The 20,153-nt window shown below is 65.7% G+C and carries 18 protein-coding genes; 5 read left to right on the plus strand and 13 right to left on the minus strand.

Going from position 1 to position 20,153, the window contains the following annotated elements:
• Nucleotides 1-13: 13 nt before the first annotated feature.
• The gene (locus F8O07_RS00090; RefSeq protein WP_158030165.1) at nucleotides 14-709 is read left to right on the plus strand and encodes a TetR/AcrR family transcriptional regulator; all 696 of its coding nucleotides are present in this window, start codon (nucleotides 14-16) and stop codon (nucleotides 707-709) included.
• A gap of 5 nt (nucleotides 710-714) precedes the next feature.
• Here F8O07_RS00090 and F8O07_RS00095 read toward each other — a convergent pair whose 3' ends face one another.
• The 6 genes from F8O07_RS00095 to F8O07_RS00120 form a co-directional block, all read right to left on the minus strand.
• Nucleotides 715-2,538, minus strand: a complete 1,824-nt coding sequence (locus tag F8O07_RS00095; RefSeq protein WP_225733105.1) for an ABC transporter ATP-binding protein — start codon at nucleotides 2,536-2,538, stop codon at nucleotides 715-717.
• Nucleotides 2,535-4,439, minus strand: a complete 1,905-nt coding sequence (locus tag F8O07_RS00100) for an ABC transporter ATP-binding protein (protein ID WP_158030166.1) — start codon at nucleotides 4,437-4,439, stop codon at nucleotides 2,535-2,537. Before F8O07_RS00100 ends, F8O07_RS00095 begins: the two co-directional genes overlap by 4 nt.
• The gene (locus F8O07_RS00105) at nucleotides 4,429-6,054 is read right to left on the minus strand and encodes an ABC transporter ATP-binding protein (RefSeq protein ID WP_158030167.1); all 1,626 of its coding nucleotides are present in this window, start codon (nucleotides 6,052-6,054) and stop codon (nucleotides 4,429-4,431) included. The genes F8O07_RS00100 and F8O07_RS00105 overlap by 11 nt, the downstream gene beginning before the upstream one ends.
• Entirely contained in the window at nucleotides 6,048-6,737 is a 690-nt protein-coding gene (locus F8O07_RS00110; RefSeq protein ID WP_192496555.1) for an energy-coupling factor transporter transmembrane component T, read from the minus strand. Before F8O07_RS00110 ends, F8O07_RS00105 begins: the two co-directional genes overlap by 7 nt.
• A gap of 77 nt (nucleotides 6,738-6,814) precedes the next feature.
• The gene (locus F8O07_RS00115) at nucleotides 6,815-7,453 is read right to left on the minus strand and encodes an MptD family putative ECF transporter S component (RefSeq protein WP_158030169.1); all 639 of its coding nucleotides are present in this window, start codon (nucleotides 7,451-7,453) and stop codon (nucleotides 6,815-6,817) included.
• Between the two features lie 329 nt (nucleotides 7,454-7,782).
• Complete coding sequence (locus F8O07_RS00120; protein WP_192496556.1) at nucleotides 7,783-8,511, minus strand: GntR family transcriptional regulator; 729 nt, start codon at nucleotides 8,509-8,511, stop codon at nucleotides 7,783-7,785.
• A gap of 113 nt (nucleotides 8,512-8,624) precedes the next feature.
• Here F8O07_RS00120 and lhgO point away from each other — a divergent pair, with 113 nt between their 5' ends.
• Both lhgO and F8O07_RS00130 read left to right on the plus strand, forming a co-directional pair.
• Entirely contained in the window at nucleotides 8,625-9,881 is a 1,257-nt protein-coding gene (gene lhgO, locus F8O07_RS00125) for an L-2-hydroxyglutarate oxidase (protein WP_158030171.1), read from the plus strand.
• A gap of 51 nt (nucleotides 9,882-9,932) precedes the next feature.
• Entirely contained in the window at nucleotides 9,933-11,276 is a 1,344-nt protein-coding gene (locus F8O07_RS00130) for an MFS transporter (protein WP_225732959.1), read from the plus strand.
• A 174-nt stretch (nucleotides 11,277-11,450) separates the two neighbouring features.
• On the opposite strand, the gene rsmA is transcribed toward F8O07_RS00130, so the two are convergent.
• Genes rsmA through metG form a run of 3 tightly spaced genes read right to left on the minus strand, consistent with a single transcriptional unit; the run spans nucleotide 11,451 to nucleotide 14,968 of the window.
• Nucleotides 11,451-12,401, minus strand: a complete 951-nt coding sequence (gene rsmA, locus F8O07_RS00135) for a 16S rRNA (adenine(1518)-N(6)/adenine(1519)-N(6))-dimethyltransferase RsmA (RefSeq protein ID WP_158030172.1) — start codon at nucleotides 12,399-12,401, stop codon at nucleotides 11,451-11,453.
• Nucleotides 12,402-12,403: 2 nt separating this feature from the next.
• Nucleotides 12,404-13,369 carry a TatD family hydrolase gene (locus tag F8O07_RS00140; RefSeq protein WP_158030173.1) on the minus strand — a complete coding sequence of 322 codons (966 nt, stop codon included), beginning with the start codon at nucleotides 13,367-13,369 and terminating at the stop codon, nucleotides 12,404-12,406.
• Between the two features lie 3 nt (nucleotides 13,370-13,372).
• Nucleotides 13,373-14,968, minus strand: coding sequence for a methionine--tRNA ligase (gene metG / locus F8O07_RS00145; RefSeq protein WP_158030174.1), 1,596 nt, complete (start codon nucleotides 14,966-14,968; stop codon nucleotides 13,373-13,375).
• A gap of 63 nt (nucleotides 14,969-15,031) precedes the next feature.
• On the opposite strand from metG, the gene F8O07_RS00150 reads away from it, so the two are divergent.
• The gene (locus tag F8O07_RS00150) at nucleotides 15,032-15,595 is read left to right on the plus strand and encodes a hypothetical protein (RefSeq protein WP_225733106.1); all 564 of its coding nucleotides are present in this window, start codon (nucleotides 15,032-15,034) and stop codon (nucleotides 15,593-15,595) included.
• Nucleotides 15,596-15,628: 33 nt separating this feature from the next.
• Nucleotides 15,629-16,972, plus strand: a complete 1,344-nt coding sequence (locus F8O07_RS00155) for a dihydroorotase (protein ID WP_158030175.1) — start codon at nucleotides 15,629-15,631, stop codon at nucleotides 16,970-16,972.
• Nucleotides 16,973-17,008: 36 nt separating this feature from the next.
• Here F8O07_RS00155 and F8O07_RS00160 read toward each other — a convergent pair whose 3' ends face one another.
• The 4 genes from F8O07_RS00160 to F8O07_RS00175 all read right to left on the minus strand — a co-directional run bounded on the left by F8O07_RS00160 (nucleotide 17,009) and on the right by F8O07_RS00175 (nucleotide 19,993).
• Nucleotides 17,009-17,491 carry a hypothetical protein gene (locus F8O07_RS00160; RefSeq protein ID WP_158030176.1) on the minus strand — a complete coding sequence of 161 codons (483 nt, stop codon included), beginning with the start codon at nucleotides 17,489-17,491 and terminating at the stop codon, nucleotides 17,009-17,011.
• A gap of 83 nt (nucleotides 17,492-17,574) precedes the next feature.
• Entirely contained in the window at nucleotides 17,575-19,347 is a 1,773-nt protein-coding gene (locus F8O07_RS00165; protein ID WP_158030177.1) for a hypothetical protein, read from the minus strand.
• The gene (locus F8O07_RS00170; RefSeq protein WP_158030178.1) at nucleotides 19,347-19,658 is read right to left on the minus strand and encodes a hypothetical protein; all 312 of its coding nucleotides are present in this window, start codon (nucleotides 19,656-19,658) and stop codon (nucleotides 19,347-19,349) included. Before F8O07_RS00170 ends, F8O07_RS00165 begins: the two co-directional genes overlap by 1 nt.
• 35 nt (nucleotides 19,659-19,693) lie before the next feature.
• Nucleotides 19,694-19,993 (minus strand): WXG100 family type VII secretion target, encoded by a 300-nt coding sequence (locus F8O07_RS00175; protein ID WP_158030179.1) that lies wholly within the window; start codon nucleotides 19,991-19,993, stop codon nucleotides 19,694-19,696.
• Between the last annotated feature and the right edge of the window lie 160 nt (nucleotides 19,994-20,153).

Genomic DNA, 20,153 nt, shown 5'->3' on the forward strand with positions numbered 1-20,153 from the left:
TTAGGCTGGCTCTATGGCCCGACTTGATGACGCTCATGGCGCTGATCCGGCTCAGCCGCTCACTCTGGAGCGCATCGTCACGGAGGCCCGCGCGCTGCTCGAGACCGGAGGCTACTCCGCATTGACGATGCGTGCCCTCGCGGCACGCCTCAACTCACGGCCGATGAGTCTCTATCACTACGTGCGCAACAAGTCGGAGCTGCTCACGCTCGCGCTGTCTGACGCCGCCGCAGAGATCGACTGGGTCCTTCCCAGCGGAACACCGGTCGAGCGCATGGTCGCAGTGGGCGTCGAGGTGCATGAAAACCTCAGCAGGCTGCCCTGGGTCGTGCCGATTCTGTCGCGCGGCACCAATATCGGTCTTTCTGCACTGGCCTCGACTGAGCACTTCTTCGCCGCCGCAGCTGACGCCGGCCTCGACGACGCCGCGATGCTCGCCCTCTGGCGAGGAGTCTGGTACCTCATCTCGGCCGACCTGCAGATGCAGGCGGCGGCTGCCGAACGCAGCAGGGACGAACGCGCCTGGTATGAGACGACCGACAGCGAGTGTGTGCAGGGCCTGACGCAGGTCAGCAGGCTGCTGCCGCACTGGCGAGAGCTCTCTGCCGGGTACTCGCTGCAGACGTCCATACGGGCACTGGTGACCGGAACGGTGCTGCAGCACCGCGCTGCCGGCGCGCCCGCCAGCAGCGCTGCTGCACAGGAGTGACAGAGTCAGACCAGCCGCCAGCCGGAGGCCGCAGCCCGCGCCTCGCAGAACGAACGGTACTGACCGGGCTGTGCGATCAGCTCATCGTGGGTGCCGCGCTGTTCGACGTGCCCGTTGTGGCCAAGCACCACGATCTGATCGGCAGACCGAATCGTGTCGAGTTTGTGCGCGATGACCAGCAGCGTGGCCTCTTTGCGCAGGTGCTGCATCGACGCCATCACATGGGCCTCGTTCTCGGGATCGAGCGCGCTGGTCGCCTCGTCGAGCAGCACGATCGGAGCGTGCTTGAGCAGTGCACGTGCGATCGACACGCGCTGACGTTCACCGCCTGAAAGCGCATGCCCGCCCTCACCGACTCGCGTCTGCCAGCCGTCTGGCAGGCGGCGGACGATCTCGGTCACGCCCGCGAGATCGCCGGCGGCCTGGACTTCGGCATCCGTCGCCGATTCGTCGCCCACGCGGATGTTCGCCTCCAGCGTGTCGTCGAAGAGATAGACGTCTTGGAACACCATCGAGAGCTGAACCATCAGATCGGCCGTCGTCTGGTCGCGCACGTCTGCGCCTCCCACACGGACGACTCCGCGGTCGACGTCGTAGAAGCGCGCGACGAGCTTCGCGACGGTCGTCTTGCCGCACCCCGACGGCCCGACCAGCGCGCACATCGATCCTGTCGGCACCTCGAAACTCACATCGTGCAGCACCTGATGCTCGGCGTCGTAGCCGAAGTCGACGTGATCGACCTCAATGCGCCCGGGAGCCGTCGACTCGGCAGACGTCGCCGGTGCAGGAAGCCCCGGCGTGGTCAGAATCTCATTCACGTTCTCGACCATGACCTTGCGCTCTTCGTTGGCGACCACCATGCCTCCAAGGTCTTCGAGCGTCTGCATGAACCGCAGCGACAGACCGATGAACGCAATGGTCTCTATCGGCCCCATCGCCTCGCCGAGCGCCAACCGCACAGCGATGGTGATCATCGCGACCACGATGAACTGCCCCACCAGACCATGCAGCATGAGCGCGAGGGTTCCCCACCAGAGATCAGTGCGGCCGGCGACGACGGAACGCTCATTCGCCGCACGCAGCGGCTCGAAGTCGCCCGAGCGACCGGTCGACCGCAGCGCCCCCTGGCAGCGCGCGTATTCGACGATGCGGTCGCCGAGATCCTCTTCGGCCGGTTCGCTGATGCGCTTGCCGCGGGTGATCGCTTTGCGACCGAGCCAGAGCGCCCCCAGGTAGAAAGGCACCGCAATCGTCAGCACGAGACCGAGGCGCCAGTCCCAGATCCAGCTGCCGATGACCATCACTGCGGCTGTCGCTGCGTTCGACGCCATCGATGCGAGCAGGTGCGCAAGCGACTCGCCGAGCATCAGCACCTCGTGCGAGACGAGCCGAGACATGCGTCCGGCAGCCGAATCGCGGAACCACCCGAGCGGCAGCCGCGTCAGCCGGTCGCCGATGCGACGGTGCACGTTCTTGACCAAGTCGAGAGCGACCGTATAGTTCGTGATCGCCAGCCAGTACTCGGCGATCATGCCGAGCACTGCCAGCACCGCAAAAGTCCACAGCCACCCCGAGAAGGGCAGCCCCCAGATCGTCTCCCCCATCGCGAGTGCGACCGCGGCGGGCAGCAGAACGACGAGTGCGATGCCCCGCAGCACGCCGGAGACAATGGCGAGCACGAGTGTGAGCGTCAGCTGGCCGCGGGCGGGCTTCGACACCAGCCTCGCGAAGCGCGCGATCATCTCAGGTGCGTGCACGATCTCGTCTTCGGGAATCGCGCCTGCTTCGGAGGCGCTGCTGACGCCGGTGTTCTGCCGCAAGGTGTTCATGCCCGGCCCTCCTGTTCCTGAGCGACTGATCCAGCTGTCGCGGTGCGCCCCAGCTCAGCCATATGCTCGCCGGTCGCTCGTCGCAGCGCCGCATAGTGCGGCTCGTCGACGAGCTCTTCGTGGGTGCCCTGTGCGAGCACCCTGCCGCGGTCGAGCACCACGATGCGATCGGCCCCGGCGACCGAGGCCGGCCGATGCGCGATCACCAGCACGGTGCGCCCGCGAACCAGTCGGTTCAGCGCCTTCTGAATTTCAGCCTCCGACTCCGGGTCGGTGAACGCAGTGGCCTCGTCGAGCAGCAGGACAGGTGCGTCGGTGATCAGCGCCCGTGCGATCGCAATGCGCTGCTGCTGACCGCCCGACAATACGGTGTCATCGCCGATCACCGTGTCGTAGCCGTTCGGCAGCGTCATGACGAAGTCATCGATCTGCGCATCGCGTGCAGCCGTGCGCACCCGCTCGAGCGAGGCATCCGGCCGCGCCAGTGCGATGTTGTCGCGCACGCTCATGCGCAGCAGCTGCGGGTCTTGGAGCACGAACGCGACGGTGCGATAGAGCTCGGTGCGCGGGATGTGGCGCACGTCGGCACCGCCGATCGTCACCGTGCCCGACAGCGGGTCGTCGAACCGGGCGACCAGCGTGGCAAGCGTCGACTTGCCCGATCCGCTGGGCCCGATGAGCGCGGTGGTGCTGCCCTCGGCAAGGTCGAGCGTGACGTCGTCGACGGCCAGCAGGTCACCGTATCCGTAGCTCACGTGTTCGAAGCGCACGGCGTGCCCCTGCGGATGCTGCGGGGTCGTGCTCTCGACGAGAGCGTCGACGTGCAGCACCTCTTCGATGCGCAGCGCGGCCGCCCCGGCAAGCTGGTACGACCACTGGCTGGTTCCGATCGTGGTGATCGAAGCGGGCAGCACCAGAGCGATCAGTGTGGTGGTGAGCACTTGAACCGGGGTCACCCAGCCGGCGGCGACCATCGCCGCACCACAGCCGAGGTTGACGAGCAGCAGCACAGCCGGCGAGACGACCGCCATCGACAGCGCAGACGTCTTGAGCATCGGGCGCACCCAGTCGAGGTAGAACTTGCTGAACTCGTCTGCCGCCTCAGCGTAGTTTCTGTGCGCGCGACCGACTCGACCGAAGGCCTTCACCACCGTGATGCCGCTGACGAACTCGACCATAGTCGCCGAGACCTTGGCCAGCTTCGTGTCCATTTCGGCGGTCTTCGTGCCCATGCCTCGATAGCCGAGCAGCTGCAGGGCCAGATAGAGCGGAAAGATCGCAATGGTCAGCAGGCCGAGCCTCCAGTCGACGATGAGCGCGTAGACGAACATCGCGATGGGCATCACGATCGCAGACGTCGTCTCGACCGGGGCGTGGGCGATGAGGGCGTGCAGCGTGTGCGTGTCGTCCTGCACGGCCTTGCGGATGCGCCCCGACGTGGCCGAGGTGAACCATGCCAGCGGCGCGCGGCCCAAGGTGTCGATGATGCGACCACGCAGCAGACCGCCGAGCCGCATATCGGCGAAGTGCGTCACCGTGAGTGCGACGAAGTAGAGCACCAGGCGACCGATGAAGGTGCCGATCAGCACGTTGACCGCAAGGCCGACCGCCTGTGCGTCCGGAGCACGCCCCTGCGTCCATGCGTCGAGAAGCAGTCCGCCCAGCCACACCAGCGAGACATAGGGAAAGATCGCGAGCACCGCCGAGAGCGCCGACAGCGCGCGGGCGAGCATCAGATGCCCTGCGACCGGCTTCATCATGTCTTTCAGCGCCGCTCGGCCGGCTTTGTCCTTCTGCCTGGGGTCGGCGAGGTCGGGTGCGGCCTGCCCCACGGCGTTCGCCGCGCGGTCAGCGGTCGACGCCCCTGGCTGCGTCGACCGTTCGCTCTGTTCAGTCTGCATGGTCTGACCTGTTTCTCGAGAGTTCTGTGATGTGGATGCTCTGGCCGCATGGGTGCTCATCGCTCAGACGGCCGATGGCGACGAGGCGATCGGCACACGCATCGATGAGTTCGGGGTCGTGGGTGATCACGATCACGACCGTGCCGGCCTCGGCCAGTTCGCGCAGGCACTCGGCGATGGCTCGCAGGTGCCGGCGGTCGACGCCGCTGGTCGGTTCGTCGAACACACAGACCTGCGGCTGCTTCGCCAGCGCCGCTGCGATGACGACGCGCTGCTTCTGCCCGCCCGAGAGCGACAGCGGATGCCGGTCTGCGAGCTCGGCCAGGTCGAAGCGTTGCAGCAGCGCATCGATGTCGACCTCGTCACGCGCCTGCGAATCGAGCCCGAGCCGCACCTCGTCGGCCACGCTGTCGCAGAAGAGCTGTCGGTGCACATCCTGCATGACCATGCCGCTACGAGCCATGCGCATCTTGGGCGAGACGCGTCTGCCGTCGAGACGAATGCCGCTGCCCCGGTCTTCGGCGGCAAGCCCGCAGATCACGCGGGCCAGCGTCGACTTGCCGACGCCGTTCGCCCCGACGATCACGCTGACCTGCCCGCGGGGAAACTCGAGGTGCGGAATGTCGAGCACGTCGTGCCGACCGTAGCGGAACCGCACCGCATCGAGCACGAGTCCACGTTCGGGGTCACCGGCGTGGTTTTCGGCAGCAGGCCGTGACGGACCTGAGCCGGCATGGTCGGCGACCACGGCATCCGCATGCTCGGCGACCAGCAGGGCCGCAAGCGCAGCCGGCGCACGCAGCGTGCGCAGCCCGAGCGCAGCCGCGGAGCTCTCGCTCAGTGCACGAAACTCGTCACCAGACCAGCGATCATGCACCCGACCGTGGTCGAGCTGCAGCACTTGGTCGGCGAGGTCGCGCAGAAAGTAGAGACGATGTTCGGCGACCACGATCGCGTGGCCCTGAGCTTTGAGGCGGCCCAGCAGCTGGGAGAATTCGGCGATGGCGGCTGGTGAAAGGTTCGAGGTGGGCTCGTCGAAGAGCAGCACGCTCGTTCCGGCTGCGATGGCCTGTGCACAGGCCACTTTCTGCAGTTCTCCGCCAGAGAGCTGGCGCAGCCCACGGTCGAGCAGATTCTCGATGCCCACTTCGCAGGCCGCGGCCACGCTGCGACGTTGGATCTCTGCCGGGTCAAGCCCGTAGTTCTCGTCTCGGAAAGCGAGCTCGCTGCGCACATCAGCAGTGAAGAACTGTGTGCGCGGGTTCTGGAACACGGTCGCGGTGGTGCGGCCGGCCTCAGAGAGATCGACGCTCGGAACGTCGACGCCGGCGACCTGCACGGTGCCGTCGAGCCTGCCCTCGTGGAAGTTCGGGACGAGGCCGTTGAGCAGACGCAGAGCCGAGGACTTGCCTGATCCGCTGGCCCCGCAGAGCACGGTGAGCGTGCCGACCGGCACCTCGAACGACAGATCGTCAAGCACCAGGGCAGCCGGCTGTTGCGGCTGCTCGTCGACAACCGGACCGTAGGGCGACGCCCCGGTTCGGCCCTGCGTGTAGCTGAATCTGACGTCGGCGACACGGATGCTCGTTTTGGTCTCACCGCGGTCGTTCACCATGACAGCCCCAATCTCAGCACCGATGCGACGCACAGCACGATGAGCACCAGCAGCATGATCACGTCGACGATGCCGAATCGCAGACGCACGATCGAGGTTGGCCGTTCGGGGCGACCGAGGCCTCTGATCAGGGCCGAGGCGCTGAGCTCGTCGGCGATGCGCGAGGTCGAGGCGAGCAGCGGCAGCAGCACGTGCTGCGTGGTGCGCATCGGATGCAGCGCGAGCGCAATTGGACTTGAGGCGATGCCTCGCAGCCGCATGGCATCCATGATCGCGCGCAGCTCGTCGATGACCGTCGGCACGAAGCGAAGCACCACGGCCAGCGGCACGCTGATCATGCGCGGCAGCCGCAGAGCGGCGAGCCCGGCGTTCAGCTCGCTCGGCCCGGTCGAGATGAGAAAGTAGGCGAAGTAGCCGAGCGTGATCGAGAACCGAGCGGCCCAGAACCCGATGGCGACGATGGCCGCAGTGAGCCATCCGGTGGCGACAAGTGGCAGCCCCAAGTAGAGAGCGGCACTCACGAGGTAGGCGATCACGTAGATGATGAGCGGCCTGCGGCTGCTGAGCGACGCCAGCAGCAGCGCGACCACGGCTGCGGCGAGCAGCTGCGCCAGCAGTGACGATGTGCCGTAGGCGATGGTGTTCAGAACGAAGAGCGCCAGCAGCTTCGTTCGCGGATCCATCAGAACTGCGTCACGATGTTTCATCGTCTCAGAGCCGACTGTGGCAGACGCCTGCGCAGCGGGCAGAGCCTGCTGCGTCACAAGATGCCGGCTTTGGCGAAGTTACGCTCGAGGATGCGCGTGCCGATCCAGGCGGCGACCAACGCAACGACGAAGAGCAGCGCCAGGATGAGCACGAGGTTCAGCGGGGTAAACAGCGACATCCACGCTTCGGCGTATTCCTGACCCATTGACGAGGCGACGTAGTCGCTGTACCCGGTGCGGTCATAGAACATCGGCAGGAACGGCCCGATCATCCACAGCTGGAAGACGCCGAACGCGAGGATGTTGCGCCACTTGGAGCGGTACTGGCCTGAGGCGATGACGAAGTCGGCGATGAGCCCGCACACGATGGCGATCGGGATGGTGCCCCAGAAGTGCCCCGTAGAGACGAAGAGCAGCGACAGGATCGCGGAGAGCAGAGTCATCGCGCCGAATGCTGGCGTCTTGACCATGTAGAGCATGATCACAGTGCCGTTGATCAGGATGCCGACGATGTAGCCGACCACGCTGAACGCCGGGCTGAGCATGCCGAGCATGCCGCTGGCGAAGACGACCACGAAGTAGAGCGCGGTGTAGATGCCCACGTTGATGAGTGAGCGCGGAGTCAGCCCCTTCTTGTGGTTCGTCTGACCGGCAGCCACGTTGGCCTGTGCGGTAGGGGTGGTCGCGTGCATGACGCCTCATCTTTCTGTGAGATTCCGCAGCTTTGCTGGCGTTCGGGCAGCATCCTCGTGGTATGCGCAGGCCTGGTCGCTGTCGACCAGACACCCAAATCATCAGATGATGCCAAGGTTCTGTTGGCTTCATCCTTTATCGCATTTTATCGTACATGTACTGACAATGTTTCGCAATACGAGCGCAAGACGCTTGACAGCCTCATAGCCGGTACTTTGCATGTTGCATGCAACAACGACTATTCTCGCTATCACGGTTCCAACGTCGGGATCGTCACGTCAAGAGACTCGACGTGCAGCGCTCAGCAAGAGAGGTTTCTGTGCCCGCTTCAGATGACAAGCCAGCCGAGCCGCTCAGCAGCGTCGATCTCTCGCCCATCGCTGTTCTCGACGAATTCAGGTCGCCTTCTGCTCTCCTGTCGGATCAGGAGGCTCGCGGTGTTGACGATATGTGCCCCCAGAGCCGTTCGCGTCTCGGCGGCATCACGCCGCTGCCACGCCCCGTAGACCTCGGCGTGATCGGCGAAGCACTCTTCGGCGGATCTCGAGGTGGGAACTGTGCCGACTCCGCTCACCAGTACCATCGTTCGCAGGTCTTCGAGAGCAGTCAGAGCGCGGTCATTGTGCGCACCTCTCAGCAGCGCAGTGTGGAAGTCACGGTCAGCGTGCAGCGTCGCCCGGTCGTCGCCATGTGCAGCCGCTTCGCCAAATCTCTCGTAGACCTGATCGACGGCCAGCCGCTCAGCATCAGTGGCCTCTTGTACCGCCCGTTCGACAAGGGGAAGCTCAAGCATCAGGCGCAGCTCGAAGCCCTGCAGGAGGTGCTCAAGCGTGGCCGGCAGAATGCGCACGCCACGATTGCGCTCGATGGTGACCAGCCCCATACGCTCAAGCTGCAGCGCCGCCTCACGCACCGGAGTGCGCGAGACTCCGAGCTGCTCACCAAGGGCCGTCGCCGAGTAACAGACCCCTGGTTCGAGCTCACCTGCGAGGATCGCCCGATGCAGCCGTCGCACCGTCTGATCGGTGAGGGTGCCCGAGCGATCAATTCTCTTCACGCTGGACATTCTCCCACAGCCGGACGGCACGACCACATGTGGCCGTGCCCGAGACGTGCAGACGCCATCAGAGCAGAGTTCCCTTTCCGACCAGCAGCACAGGAGCACATAATATGACCACATACTCACCAGTCAGTCGCCGATACGCCGTGATCGGCGGCGGCATCATCGGCGCAGCGGTCGCCCGCGAGCTCACCCGCAAACATCCCGACGCTCACATCACCCTGTTCGAGAAAGAGGCCTCTCTCAGCGCTCATCAGACCGGGCACAACTCCGGCGTCGTGCATCAAGGCCTGTACTACGAGCCTGGCAGCCTGAAGGCGACTTTGTGCCGTCGCGGAGTGGATCTGCTCAGTGCGTTCTGCACCGAGCGCAGCCTGCCCTACGACGAGTGTGGCAAGGTCGTCGTCGCTCAGAACTCGGTGGAAGAGGAACGGCTGGAAGGAATCTTCGCCAAGTCAGTGGCCAACGGCGTTCCCGACGTGCGCTTGATCGACCGCGCCGAGCTTGCCGATGTCGAGCCGGGAGCCGTCGGTATCCGCGCGCTGCACTCACCGCATACCGCGATCATCGACTACCCCGCCGTCACCAGGGCTCTGGCTGCCGATGTCGTGGCCGCAGGCGGTGATGTGCGTCTGTCCAGTGGCGTGCAGCGCCTCGAAGACCGCTCAGACGGCGTCGACGTGCGCTTCGACGATGGCACCGCGCAGCGCTTCGACTTCGCCGTCGTGTGCGCCGGGCTGCAGTCAGACCGCATCGCACGTGCCTCGAACCAGCCCGCATATCCCGCGATCGTGCCATTCTTCGGTCAGTACGTCATCATCGACCGCGCCCATGAGGATGCCGTGCGCGGCCTGGTCTATCCCGTCCCCGATCCTGCATACCCCTTCTTAGGCGTGCACATCACTCGTCGCATCGACGGGGGTCTGATGGTCGGCCCCAACGCCTTTCTGTCGTTCTCCCGCGAGGGCTACCATGGCCTCGGTCTCGACGTCGGCGACACTCTCAAGACCGCCGCCAACCCCGGATTCTGGAAGTTCGCTCTGCAGAATCTGCCCACTGCCGCCCAGCAGCTCGGAGGGGTCCTCTCAGCTCAGCAGTTCGTCGCTGATGCCTCTCGCTTCGTACCCTCTCTGGCAGGCGCGAAGGGTCACCGAGCCACTCGCGGCATCCGTGCGCAGGCGATGTGGAAGAACGGATCGCTGGTCGACGACTTCGTGATCCAGCACGGCGGACACGCCACCTATGTGCGAAACGCTCCGTCTCCCGGGGCCACCTCGTCAATGGCCATCGCCGAGCACATCGTCGCTCAGGCGACCGAACAGCACGGGCTCGACACGCGACGCCTCACCTCGTCAAACGATCACTGACTGAATCCGACCACCATCACACCCGCACACGAAAGACAATGAGGTACTTCTGTGAGCATCACCGAGAAATCAATCCAGCCATCTGGCCCAGCGCCCAGCTCCACCGGCGAGACTCCTGAGCAGGAACGACTGCGCCTGCGACGGGTGGCCGTCGCAACCGTGGTCGGGACTGCTGTCGAATGGTACGACTTCTATCTGTACGCGACGATGGCGGCCATCGTCTTCGGCACCGTGTTCTTTCCCGCCGGCGACAGCCAGGCTTCAACCTTGAAAGCATTCGCGACTTTCGCGATCGGCTTCATCGCCCGCCCCGTCGGCGGCATCGTCTTCGGGCACCTCGGCGATCGCATCGGGCGCAAGAAGACGATGGTGATGACTTTTCTGCTGATGGGCATCTCCACCGCCATCATCGGTGTGCTGCCGAGCTTCGAGACAGCCGGCTACTGGGCCCCGACCCTGCTGGTGATCGTGCGTATTGTGCAGGGAATGGGTGCTGGCGCCGAGTACGCCGGCGCAGCGGTGAACGCCTACGAGCATGCCCGCCCCGAGCATCGCGGCCGACAGGGGGCATGGCCTGCCCTTGGCCTGAACTTGGGGCTCGTACTCTCATCAGGCACCATCGCGGTGATGACCATCAACGGAGATGACTTTCTGATGGCAGGCGGCTGGCGCATTCCCTTCATCGCCAGCATCGTGCTGGTCGGCATCGGTCTCTGGGTACGCGAGCGGATGCCAGAATCACCAGAGTTCGCTGAGATCAAAGATCAGAAACGCACAGTGACCTTTGTCGAGGTCATGCGCCGTCACTGGCGCGGACTGCTCGTCGTGCTGGTGGTCGCCATCGGATACAACGCGTTGAGCTACATCTTCAAGACATTCTCAGTGGCGTATCTGGCCGAGTTCCAGCACGTCTCAGCCAACCTGAACTCGACTGCTATCACCATCGCCGGTCTCGTCGCGATCGTGACCGTGCCCGTTTTCGGCGCCCTGTGCGACCGCATCGGCAGCAAACGCGTGATCATGCTCGGAGGCGCCTTCGCTGCCATCTTCGCCTTTGTGTTTCTCTGGCTCCTGCAGATCGCCGAACCATGGACGGTCTACCTGGCCATCGGCGTCGGAACGGGTGTTCTGGCTCCGATGATGTTCTCGTCGCAGGGGGCTTTCCTGAGCAGGCAGTTCCCCGCTGACTCGCGCTCCACAGGGGTGGGTGCAGCGCGAGAGGTCGGCACGGCCGTCGCCGGTGCACTCGCTCCGCTCGGAGCGCTCTCGCTCGTAACAGCCTCTCCCACGAACTCGACCGTCGGAGTCGGCATAGTGTTGGTCGCAGCAGGCATAGTCGTCGTGGTCGGAGCCATGTTCGACCAGGGTCGCAAGTTCAGCGAGGGCAAGAACTGACGCGAATGTCGAAGGGCCGGGTGGAAAAGCTCAGGCTTGAGCAGTTCGCCAGGCGATCGCAGCTCCGAAACCGATCAACACGGCACCGGCCACCCGGTCACCAGCGCGCCGAATCCGAGCACAGCCTGCAGAACGGTCAGCGGTCCACGCCTTGTGAAGGTCGTCCAGAAGCAGTCAGTGTCGTTCCTGCGTCGCAAGCGCACGACCGATCGCGACGAACTCGTCGAGTCCGAGCTGCTCGGCGCGCAGACCGGGCTCTACGCCGGCCTCACGCAGCAGGGCCTCGGCCGATTTCGGCCCTCCAGCGATGGCGCCCAGAGACTGACGCAAGGTCTTTCGACGCTGCGCGAAGGCGGCATCCACCGCACGGAAGGTCGACAGCCGCAGCGCTTCGTCACCCGGGCGGTCGGCGACCGGGCGGATGTCGCCGGCGAGCAGCCCGGACGTCACGTTCGGCGCGGGCCAGAACACGTGTTTGCCGACGGATCCGGCGAGCCGCCACGGGCCGTACCAGGCCGCCTTCACGCTTGGCACGCCGTAGATCTTGCTGCCTGGTGCCGCCGCGACGCGATCGGCCACCTCGGACTGCACCATCACCAGCACGCGGCGGATGCTCGGAAAGGTCTCGAGCAGATGCAGCATGATCGGCACGGCGACGTTGTACGGCAGGTTCGCGACGACGGCGGTGGGCCCGTCATCGACGGCAGTGAGCGCTGCAGAATCGGCGGCATGAGCCACTGCGCCAATGCCCGGCGCACCGGATGCGCCGCCCCGAGCTTCGGCCCAGTCGGCGGCGGTGACTTTGACGGCGTCGCCCTGAATCACACGCACGCTGCGACCGGGCGCCTGCTCGGCGATCGTGCCCGGCAGCGCCGCAGCCAGGCCGGGATCGAGTTCGACGACCGTCACGTCGTCGGCGACTTCAAGAAGCCCCAGCGTCAGCGACCCGAGCCCCGGCCCGACCTCGAGCACTCGGTCGTCGCCACGCACGCCGGCCGCGGCCACGATGCGCCGAATCGTGTTGGCGTCGATCACGAAGTTCTGCCCCAGCCGCTTCGTCGGGGTCACCCCGTGCCGCTCGGCGAGCGCGCGCACCTGCGCCGGCCCCAACAACTGCACGGTCATCGTCACCACTCCCCATAGACGCGCACCGTGGTCGCGGCGATCTGCTCGGCGAACTCGACGACCGGCGTCTCGAGCGTCTCGGCCATGAACCGCAGCGTGTTCGGCAGCAGATACGGCGCATTCGGCCGGCCGCGGTACGGCATAGGCGTCAGATACGGCGCGTCGGTCTCGACCAGGATGTGATCGCGGGGCATGCGCCGCAGGCCGTCGCGCAGGTTCTCAGCGTTCTTGAAGGTCACCGTGCCCGAGAACGACGCGTACCAGCCGTGTTCGGCACAGATCTCGGCCAGCTCGGCGTCACCGCTGAAGCAGTGAAAGACCGTGCGCTCGGGCGCACCTACTCGCAGCAGCGTCTCGACGACCTCGCGATGCGCGTCACGATCGTGAATCTGCATCGCCAGCCCGTGCGACTTCGCAAGCTCGATGTGACGTTCGAACGACCCGATCTGGTCGGCGAAGCGCTCTGGCTCGGTGTAGTGGAAGTCGAGCCCGGTCTCTCCGACGACGCGCACCCGGTCTTCGGCCGCGAGACGATCGAGCGTAACGAGCGCATCGTCGAGCACGCCCGCGTCGACGTAGGCCGGCACTTCGTTGGGGTGAATCGCGACGCCTGCGAGCATGCGGCGATCCTGCGCCGCATGCTCGGCCGCCCATTGTGAGGATGCCATGGTCGTGCCCGCCTGCACGATGCCGGCCACCCCGACAGCCTGGGCCCTGTCGAGCTGCTCGACCCAGTCGGCGGGCGCGTTCTCGACGTCCGTGCCCGGAAAGTCGGTGCGATCGGCGTTGCCCGCGATGGCATCCGCGTCACTGTTCGCGTCGCGCGCCGCAGCGGCCGCAGCCTCACGGGCGGGCGTGAGGACCGTATCCTCGAGCCACGGTTCGATATGCGTGTGGTTGTCGTAGACGGGAGCGGGCAGCGGCTCGGGAGCCGGCGGGTAGCTGTGGTCGCGATGTTTGTGGCCCATCGACTACGCCTGGTGCTGTGGCACGGGGGTCTCGGGCACCTCGGACGAGTCGACGCGTGGGAAGAGCGCCTCGATCGCGTGCACGGTCGGTGCTGCGTACCGCTGCCACTGGTCTGCCTCGGTGATGGTCACGTCGGTGATCGCACCGGTGCCGAGCACCTCCCAGAGCTTCGCCGCGGCCTCGGGGATCACCGGTGAGAGCAGCACGTCGAGCGCGCCCAGGCCGAACCAGACGGTGTGCAGAATCGTGCCGAGCCGCTCGGTCTCGCCGCGCTTGGCGACGGCCCACGGCGTCTGCTCGGTGATGTAGCCGTTGAGCGCGTCGACCAGACGCCAGATCTCGCTGATCGCGTCGTTGGTGCGGAACTCGGCGATCGCGGTGTCAGCCTTTGTCGGAATCTCGGCAACCAGGTCGACGATCGCCTGGTCTGCCTCGGTGAGCTCGCCGGCCTCGGGAACGGTGCCGTCGAAGTACTTCGCGATCATCGCGAGCGTGCGCGAGGCGAGGTTGCCGAAGCCGTTGGCGAGCTCGGCCTCGTAGCGCGCGGCGATGTCCTCCCATGAGAACGAGCCGTCGTGGCCGAAGGTGATCGCGCGCAGGAAGTAGTAGCGGAACGCGTCTGCGCCGAACACGTCGGTGATCTGTGTGGGCGCGATGCCGGTGAGCTTCGACTTGCTCATCTTCTCGCCGCCGACCAGCAGCCAGCCGTGGCCGAAGACGTGCTGCGGCAGGTCGAGCCCGGCCGCGAGCAGCAGCGCCGGCCAGATCACGGCGTGGAAACGCAGGATGTCTTTGCCGACGATGTGCACCTGCGGAGGCCAGCGACGCTCGAACGCCTCGTCGTCCTGCCCATAGCCGACCGCGGTCGCATAGTTCAGCAGCGCGTCGATCCACACGTAGAGCACGTGCGATTCGTCCCACGGCAGTTTGATGCCCCAGTCGAAGCTCGAACGCGAGATCGACAGATCGGTCAGCCCCTGCTTCACGAACGAGACGACCTCGTTGCGCGCACTGGCCGGCTGAATGAAGTCAGGATGCTGCTCGTAGAGGTCGAGCAGCGGCTTCGTGAACTCGCTCATCTTGAAGAAGTAGTTCTTCTCTTTGAGCAGTTCGACCGGCTTCGAGTGAATCGCGCAGACTTTCTGACCGGCGAACTGCCCCACGCCGTCGACCAGGTCGCTCTCCTGTTTGTACTCTTCGCAGCCCACGCAGTAGTAGCCCTCGAACTCGCCGGTGTAGATGAATCCGCGGTCGTAGAGGCGCTGCAGGAAGACCTTCACGTTGTCTTCGTGGCGCTGGTCTGTGGTGCGGATGAAGTCGTCGTTCGAGATGTCGAGTGTCTTCAGCAGCGGCTTCCAGGCAGACTCGACGAGGCGATCGGCCCACTGTTTCGGGGTCACCTCGTTGGCCGTGGCGGTGCGCAGAATCTTCTGCCCGTGCTCGTCGGTGCCGGTCAGCAGAAAGGTGTCGTCGCCACGCTGCCGGTGCCAGCGCGCCAGCACGTCTGAGACCACCTCGGTGTAGCCGTGCCCGATGTGGGGCACGTCGTTCACGTAGAAGATGGGGGTGGTGATGAAGAAGGAGTCGCGCTTGGCCATGACCTCCATTCTACGTGCGCGCATGCGAGCCATGCTTGACACCCTGTTTCGTAGACTGGGGGCATGACCAACTCGCCCGACGCCGTCTCGGTGGAAGCTGTGCGCAGCCACGCGGGCCTGCGTGCGGTGGCCGTGCTGCCATTGCTGCCCACGCTGTGGCTCGGCATGATCTTGGCGATCTCGTTCGTCGAGGCTCCGCTGAAGTTCCAGGCACCGGGTATCACGATCCCGCTCGGTCTGGGCATCGGGCGTCTGGTGTTCACCGCGCTGAACATCGTCGAGATCGCCCTCGCCCTCGCGACAGTCGTCACGCTGCTGGTTGGCCGCCGCTCGTCGACGGTCCATGAGTCGCGTGCCGGAGGGCTCACCTGGTCGCTGGTCGCCGCCGTAATCGTGCTCCTGCTCAAAGTGGTCTGGGTGCGCCCGCTGCTCAACGCCCGCAGCGACGTCATCGTCGCCGGCGGCGATCCCGGCCCCTCCCTGCTGCACAGTGCCTACGTCGTACTCGAGTGCCTGCAGGTCGCCGCCCTGATCGTCGTGATCGTCTTCGCGGTGCGCCTGCTGCTCGATGCCGCTCGTGCGCACGCACTGACCGCCCGAGACACGAACTCGTCACCCCGCAGCTGACGCTGCACCCCGAGATAGAGAAGAGACCACCCGATGACGCAGGATTCCACACAGTCACACCAAGGCATCCCCCGAACCACGTCTGCTGTGCTGATCACCGATGTGCGCCCGTACGGAGAGCAGCCGCGTGACCTGCTCATCGACGGGCCGGTCATCGCCGGCGTCTTCGACACCCGCCTGCGCCCGCTCGTGCTGCAGCATGCGCAGCCGGCTCGGGTCATTGCGGGGCACGGCCTCGTCGTGGTGCCCGCGTTCGTCGACCTGCATGTGCACCTGCGCGAGCCGGGCGGCAGCGATCAAGAGACGATCGCGACCGGTCTGGCCGCGGCTGCCGCCGGCGGGTTCTCGGATGTCTTCGCGATGGCGAACACCAACCCGGTGACCGACACTCCCGAGCGGGTGCAGTGGATGCGCGAGCAGGCCGAGCAGACGTCGCGCGTGCGTGCGCATCCGGTGGGCTCGATCACGATCGGGCTGGCCGGCGAGCGCGTCTCACCCATCGAAGAGCTGGCGGATGCCGGGGTCACCCTGTTCTCTGACGACGGCAAGTGCGTCGACGACGCCGGCCTCATGCAGGACGCTCTGCAGCGCACTGGAGCATTGGGCCTGACCGTCGCGCAGCATGCACAGTCGCATGCTCTCGCCGGCTCTGGGCAGCTGAACGCAGGCTTCGCCGCCGAGCGCACCGGACTCGCTCCGTGGCCGGTGAGCGGCGAAGCTGCGATCGTCGCCCGCGATTCGGTGCTCGCCGCTGAGACCGGCGGACACCTGCATGTGTGCCATGTGTCGACGCGACGCACGGTCGAGGTCGTTCGTGCGGCCAAGGCGAACGGCTGGCCGGTGTCGACCGAGGTGACTCCGCATCATCTGCTGCTGACCGACGAGCTCTCGGCACTGGCTTCTCCGACGTTCAAGGTGAACCCGCCGCTGCGCTCGGCCGACGACGTGCTCGCGCTGCGCACGGCGCTGACCGACGGCGTGATCGAGACGATCGGCACCGACCATGCCCCGCACACGGTGGCGAGCAAGTCGTGCGGATGGTCACAGGCGGCGTTCGGGATGACCGGGCTCGAGACGGCGCTGCCCGTGGTGGCCAGCGTGACCGCGGTCGACGGTGTGGTCGACTGGCGCATGATCACCCACATCATGCACGATCGGCCTGCTGCGATCGGCAGTCTGCCCGAGGTTGCGAACAGCGCCGTGCGCGCCGGAGACCCAGCAACGCTGGTGTTCGTCGACGAGCAGCAGGAGCAGACCGTCGACGGTGCCTCGCAGCACACGAAGGGACTCAACACGCCGTTCCAGGGCGTGACCTTCAGCTACCAGGTGGTGGCCACGCTCATCGACGGCGAGCAGGTGCACGGCTCGCTGATCTGAGCAGGTCGTCGGGCCAGCAGGGTTTCGCCAGCGAACTCAGTACTCCGAGAATCGGTTGTAGCCCGGGATCGGAAAGCAGGCGGTGAACCCTGCAATACTCAGCCAATGAGTGTCATTGTGGATGAACATGTTGAGCGACATGCCATTCTCGTGCTTCATGTAAAGGTTCGTGGTGCCGCCAGCGGTCTCGTCCCATTCCAGCTTCCACTCGGGGCGCGCACCCCACTCCTGCTCGACCTGGTGCACATGTGCCCACAGATCGGTCTCTGGCGTGACCTTCGTATCACTCGTGCTCGGCCAGCTGAACAGGGTCTCTTCTTCGTTGCATTTGAAGACCGTTCGCTTACGATCCGGCGACCCTGTGTGCTCCACGATCGAGCCCTCCGGAAGCAGCGCAAGAATCTCATTGCGGTGATCGAACAAACTGGTCTTCGCAGCTTCGAGATTGGGAAACGCCTCAACGGCCTGCTTCTTCGGGGTGACACAGGCGCTCAGCAGCAGCCCGGCTGTCAGCATCATCGTCAGAAGCATTATTGGCAGGACCTGCCTCGTCACGTGGCGCCGTTTGCCGCCGAAATTGCTCAGCGTCGTCGATACACGCATCATTGTGGTCTTCTTCCGAGAATGTCGTCACGCATCGCGCCCAGCGCCCTCTCGTTCTCGTCTGGCCCCTTGGCAATGCGATTGTGCTGTTCGATCGCTGAGTCACCCTCGACCTCGGGGAAGAACCGGTGGGCGAAGAAATCCGAGGCACTGGCCGTCTGGTAGGGCAGCCTCGCTCCGCTTGGCGAGAGGCTTTCGCTCGCGTCGCTGACTCGGTCGATGACCCTGATCGCATCGCCCTCGTAGTTGTAGCTGAAATACAACGTCTCGTCTGCCGCCGTCCACGACTGCGGCGCGTAGGCCCCGCCGATGCCCAACACGGTATGGCGATGAGCCCCATGCGTCTCGGCGGCCAGCTGTATGGTGTGCCCAGCGCTGTGACCGATGCCCACCCGTCTGGCTTCTGCGAGGTTCGGCTGAGCGCCGATCTGCCGTTCGAATTCCGCCACCCGACTGCCGAGACCTGAGAGATAGCGCTCATTGGTATTGGCACGCTCCCCTGCCCAGCTGGGCCACGGACCGTCTTTGTACACGAACGCCACGGCGTTGCCGCCCGACGTCTCGTTCAGATCTCGAACGAGGTAGTTCGCCACCTGCTGAGTCTCGTTGCGGTAGAAGCCGTGCAGATCGGCCCCGGTGCCAGGCAGGTAGGTCATGACGTGAGTCGCCGGTCGGCTGATGTCGCCGATGACCTCGACAAGCCTGTCGTTGCGCGGATCGAAGACGACCAACTGTCGTTCGCCAGAGACGATGCCGCGCAGATAGTCGAGCTGTTCCTGCGAGCGCGGCAGCATCATCGCGCAGTCCCCATTGGTCGCTTCGCCCTGTGGGCAGCGCTGCTCCCACTGCCTGTGTGACTCCTCTGCATCGTGCAGCACGTCTTCGGCACTGCGACGGTTGGCCGCGATCCGGTCGACGAACGGCACGCCGGCCAGACCGCCGACGAACCACGACGCACCTGTGATCAGCTCGGCACGCGTGCTCTCGTCGAGCTGCACCCAGAACGCGCCGACTGCGGCCGGGTCGTGCTGCACCTGCTGCAGATAGGCCTGTGCCGAGGCCGGGTCAGCCGCCCAGCCGTGCAGACCCCGCATGGCGACCAGCGCACCGTCATAGCCGGTGCCGGAGCACTGCGCTGGCAGCGACAGCCCGTTCGCTCGGGCGCACATCTCGGTGTTCACCTCGCTGCGTCGACTCTGCAGCCGCTGCCACGCGGCGATCAGACGATCGACCTCGCCCTCCAGCGCTCGCCAGCGGCCCAGCACCCGCTCGGCTTCTGCTGCCCGACCCTCCCGACGCTGCAGCTCTGCATCGGCCATCTCTGCGCCGGGCTGCGCCAGTCGGTCGACGCCGGCCGCCGAAGGAGCCCGCCAGTCGGTCGTCACCATCTGGGTGAACCCGCCGCTCGCGATCAGCTCGTGGCGGCACCGTGCAATCTGCTGCAGCAGATCTACCGCCTCGCTGCGTACTCGCTCGGCCTGCAGATCGAGCTCAGAGATCTCACCGGCGTACCAGTGCAGCTGCGTGGAACTCTGCTGTGCCGTCTCGCTGAGCGATACCGCCAACTGCTGCGGTCGGGCCAGCAGCTGCTCGGCTCGATCGCAGGCCGCCGCCTGCTGCCCTGCGAAAGCCGAGCGTGACTGGACGATCGCGGCATGCACCTGCAGCACGCCGTCGGTCTGCCGGGCGAGGTGGGTTCCGAGTCCGTGGATCGACTCGGGCTCGCCTCGTCCGGGATGATCGCCGGTGAGCACGCTCTCGACGCTCGCCATCACTCCCCCGCTCCGGCGCGCAGCGCATCGGCGGCGAGACCGAGCTGTTGATCGGCTGCAGTGACCGATGTCGAGATGGCGTGAGCCGCGGCAGCACCGAGCTCGCACCCCTCGATGAGCACCCGAGCCGCGGCTGCGAGAGCACAGCCCACCTGTGACATGGCCGCTTGCACACCGGCATCGCCGTAGTCGAGCCCTTCTGCCGTCTGCACTCGGCTCAGGCTCTCGAGCGCAGCCGTCGCCTGCGCGGTGCTCAGCGTGCTGCCGACGTCGTGCAGCACTTCATGACTCAGTTCGAGTGTCGTCGACATGCTCGCTCCCGCCCCTCGCAGCTCATCGGTGCCGCTCAGCCGATGCGCGAGGCGAGTTCTTGGTCGACCTGCTGCAGCGCTGACGCCGTCTGCCGCAGATACTGGCCGAGATCGGCGAGGCCTTCCATCGCACGCTGCGACCCGGTCACGAACTGCTCGGTCGCCGTGTTGAACTTGCCGGACGCATGCTGCGTGACGAAGCCTCCGCTGACCAGCTCGGCGATCTGCGACCGTGCCCGGTCGAGCTCGCCGATGATCGTCTGCTTCTGCGACTCCAGCCGCGCTGCCGCGCCCTGCAGTTCGTCGTATGAGACCGAGATGCTCGAACCTGCCATGATGACCCTCCTGATGATCAGTGCCGACGCCGGGTGGCGTCGTTCGTGATCAGCACGTTACGAGGGTCTCAGCTCACCGACGATGGCGTCGGCATGCCTGTGGATAAGTCTGTGCACAGCTCAGGCTGTGCACAGTTCCAAAGCCCGCAAACTCGTCAGC

Origin of the sequence: Pseudoclavibacter sp. CFCC 13796, assembly GCF_008831185.1 — a bacterium.
Taxonomy (GTDB): domain Bacteria; phylum Actinomycetota; class Actinomycetes; order Actinomycetales; family Microbacteriaceae; genus Pseudoclavibacter_A.

Coding starts and splice junctions, on each gene's coding strand:
- F8O07_RS00090 (WP_158030165.1), top strand. CDS start 14: ATGGCCCGACTTGATGACGCTCATGGCGCTGATCCGGCTCAGCCGCTC.
- F8O07_RS00095 (WP_225733105.1), bottom strand. CDS start 2,538: ATGAACACCTTGCGGCAGAACACCGGCGTCAGCAGCGCCTCCGAAGCA.
- F8O07_RS00100 (WP_158030166.1), bottom strand. CDS start 4,439: ATGCAGACTGAACAGAGCGAACGGTCGACGCAGCCAGGGGCGTCGACC.
- F8O07_RS00105 (WP_158030167.1), bottom strand. CDS start 6,054: ATGGTGAACGACCGCGGTGAGACCAAAACGAGCATCCGTGTCGCCGAC.
- F8O07_RS00110 (WP_192496555.1), bottom strand. CDS start 6,737: ATGGATCCGCGAACGAAGCTGCTGGCGCTCTTCGTTCTGAACACCATC.
- F8O07_RS00115 (WP_158030169.1), bottom strand. CDS start 7,453: ATGCACGCGACCACCCCTACCGCACAGGCCAACGTGGCTGCCGGTCAG.
- lhgO (WP_158030171.1), top strand. CDS start 8,625: ATGACCACATACTCACCAGTCAGTCGCCGATACGCCGTGATCGGCGGC.
- rsmA (WP_158030172.1), bottom strand. CDS start 12,401: ATGACCGTGCAGTTGTTGGGGCCGGCGCAGGTGCGCGCGCTCGCCGAG.
- F8O07_RS00140 (WP_158030173.1), bottom strand. CDS start 13,369: ATGGGCCACAAACATCGCGACCACAGCTACCCGCCGGCTCCCGAGCCG.
- metG (WP_158030174.1), bottom strand. CDS start 14,968: ATGGCCAAGCGCGACTCCTTCTTCATCACCACCCCCATCTTCTACGTG.
- F8O07_RS00150 (WP_225733106.1), top strand. CDS start 15,032: ATGACCAACTCGCCCGACGCCGTCTCGGTGGAAGCTGTGCGCAGCCAC.
- F8O07_RS00155 (WP_158030175.1), top strand. CDS start 15,629: ATGACGCAGGATTCCACACAGTCACACCAAGGCATCCCCCGAACCACG.
- F8O07_RS00160 (WP_158030176.1), bottom strand. CDS start 17,491: ATGATGCTGACAGCCGGGCTGCTGCTGAGCGCCTGTGTCACCCCGAAG.
- F8O07_RS00165 (WP_158030177.1), bottom strand. CDS start 19,347: ATGGCGAGCGTCGAGAGCGTGCTCACCGGCGATCATCCCGGACGAGGC.
- F8O07_RS00170 (WP_158030178.1), bottom strand. CDS start 19,658: ATGTCGACGACACTCGAACTGAGTCATGAAGTGCTGCACGACGTCGGC.
- F8O07_RS00175 (WP_158030179.1), bottom strand. CDS start 19,993: ATGGCAGGTTCGAGCATCTCGGTCTCATACGACGAACTGCAGGGCGCG.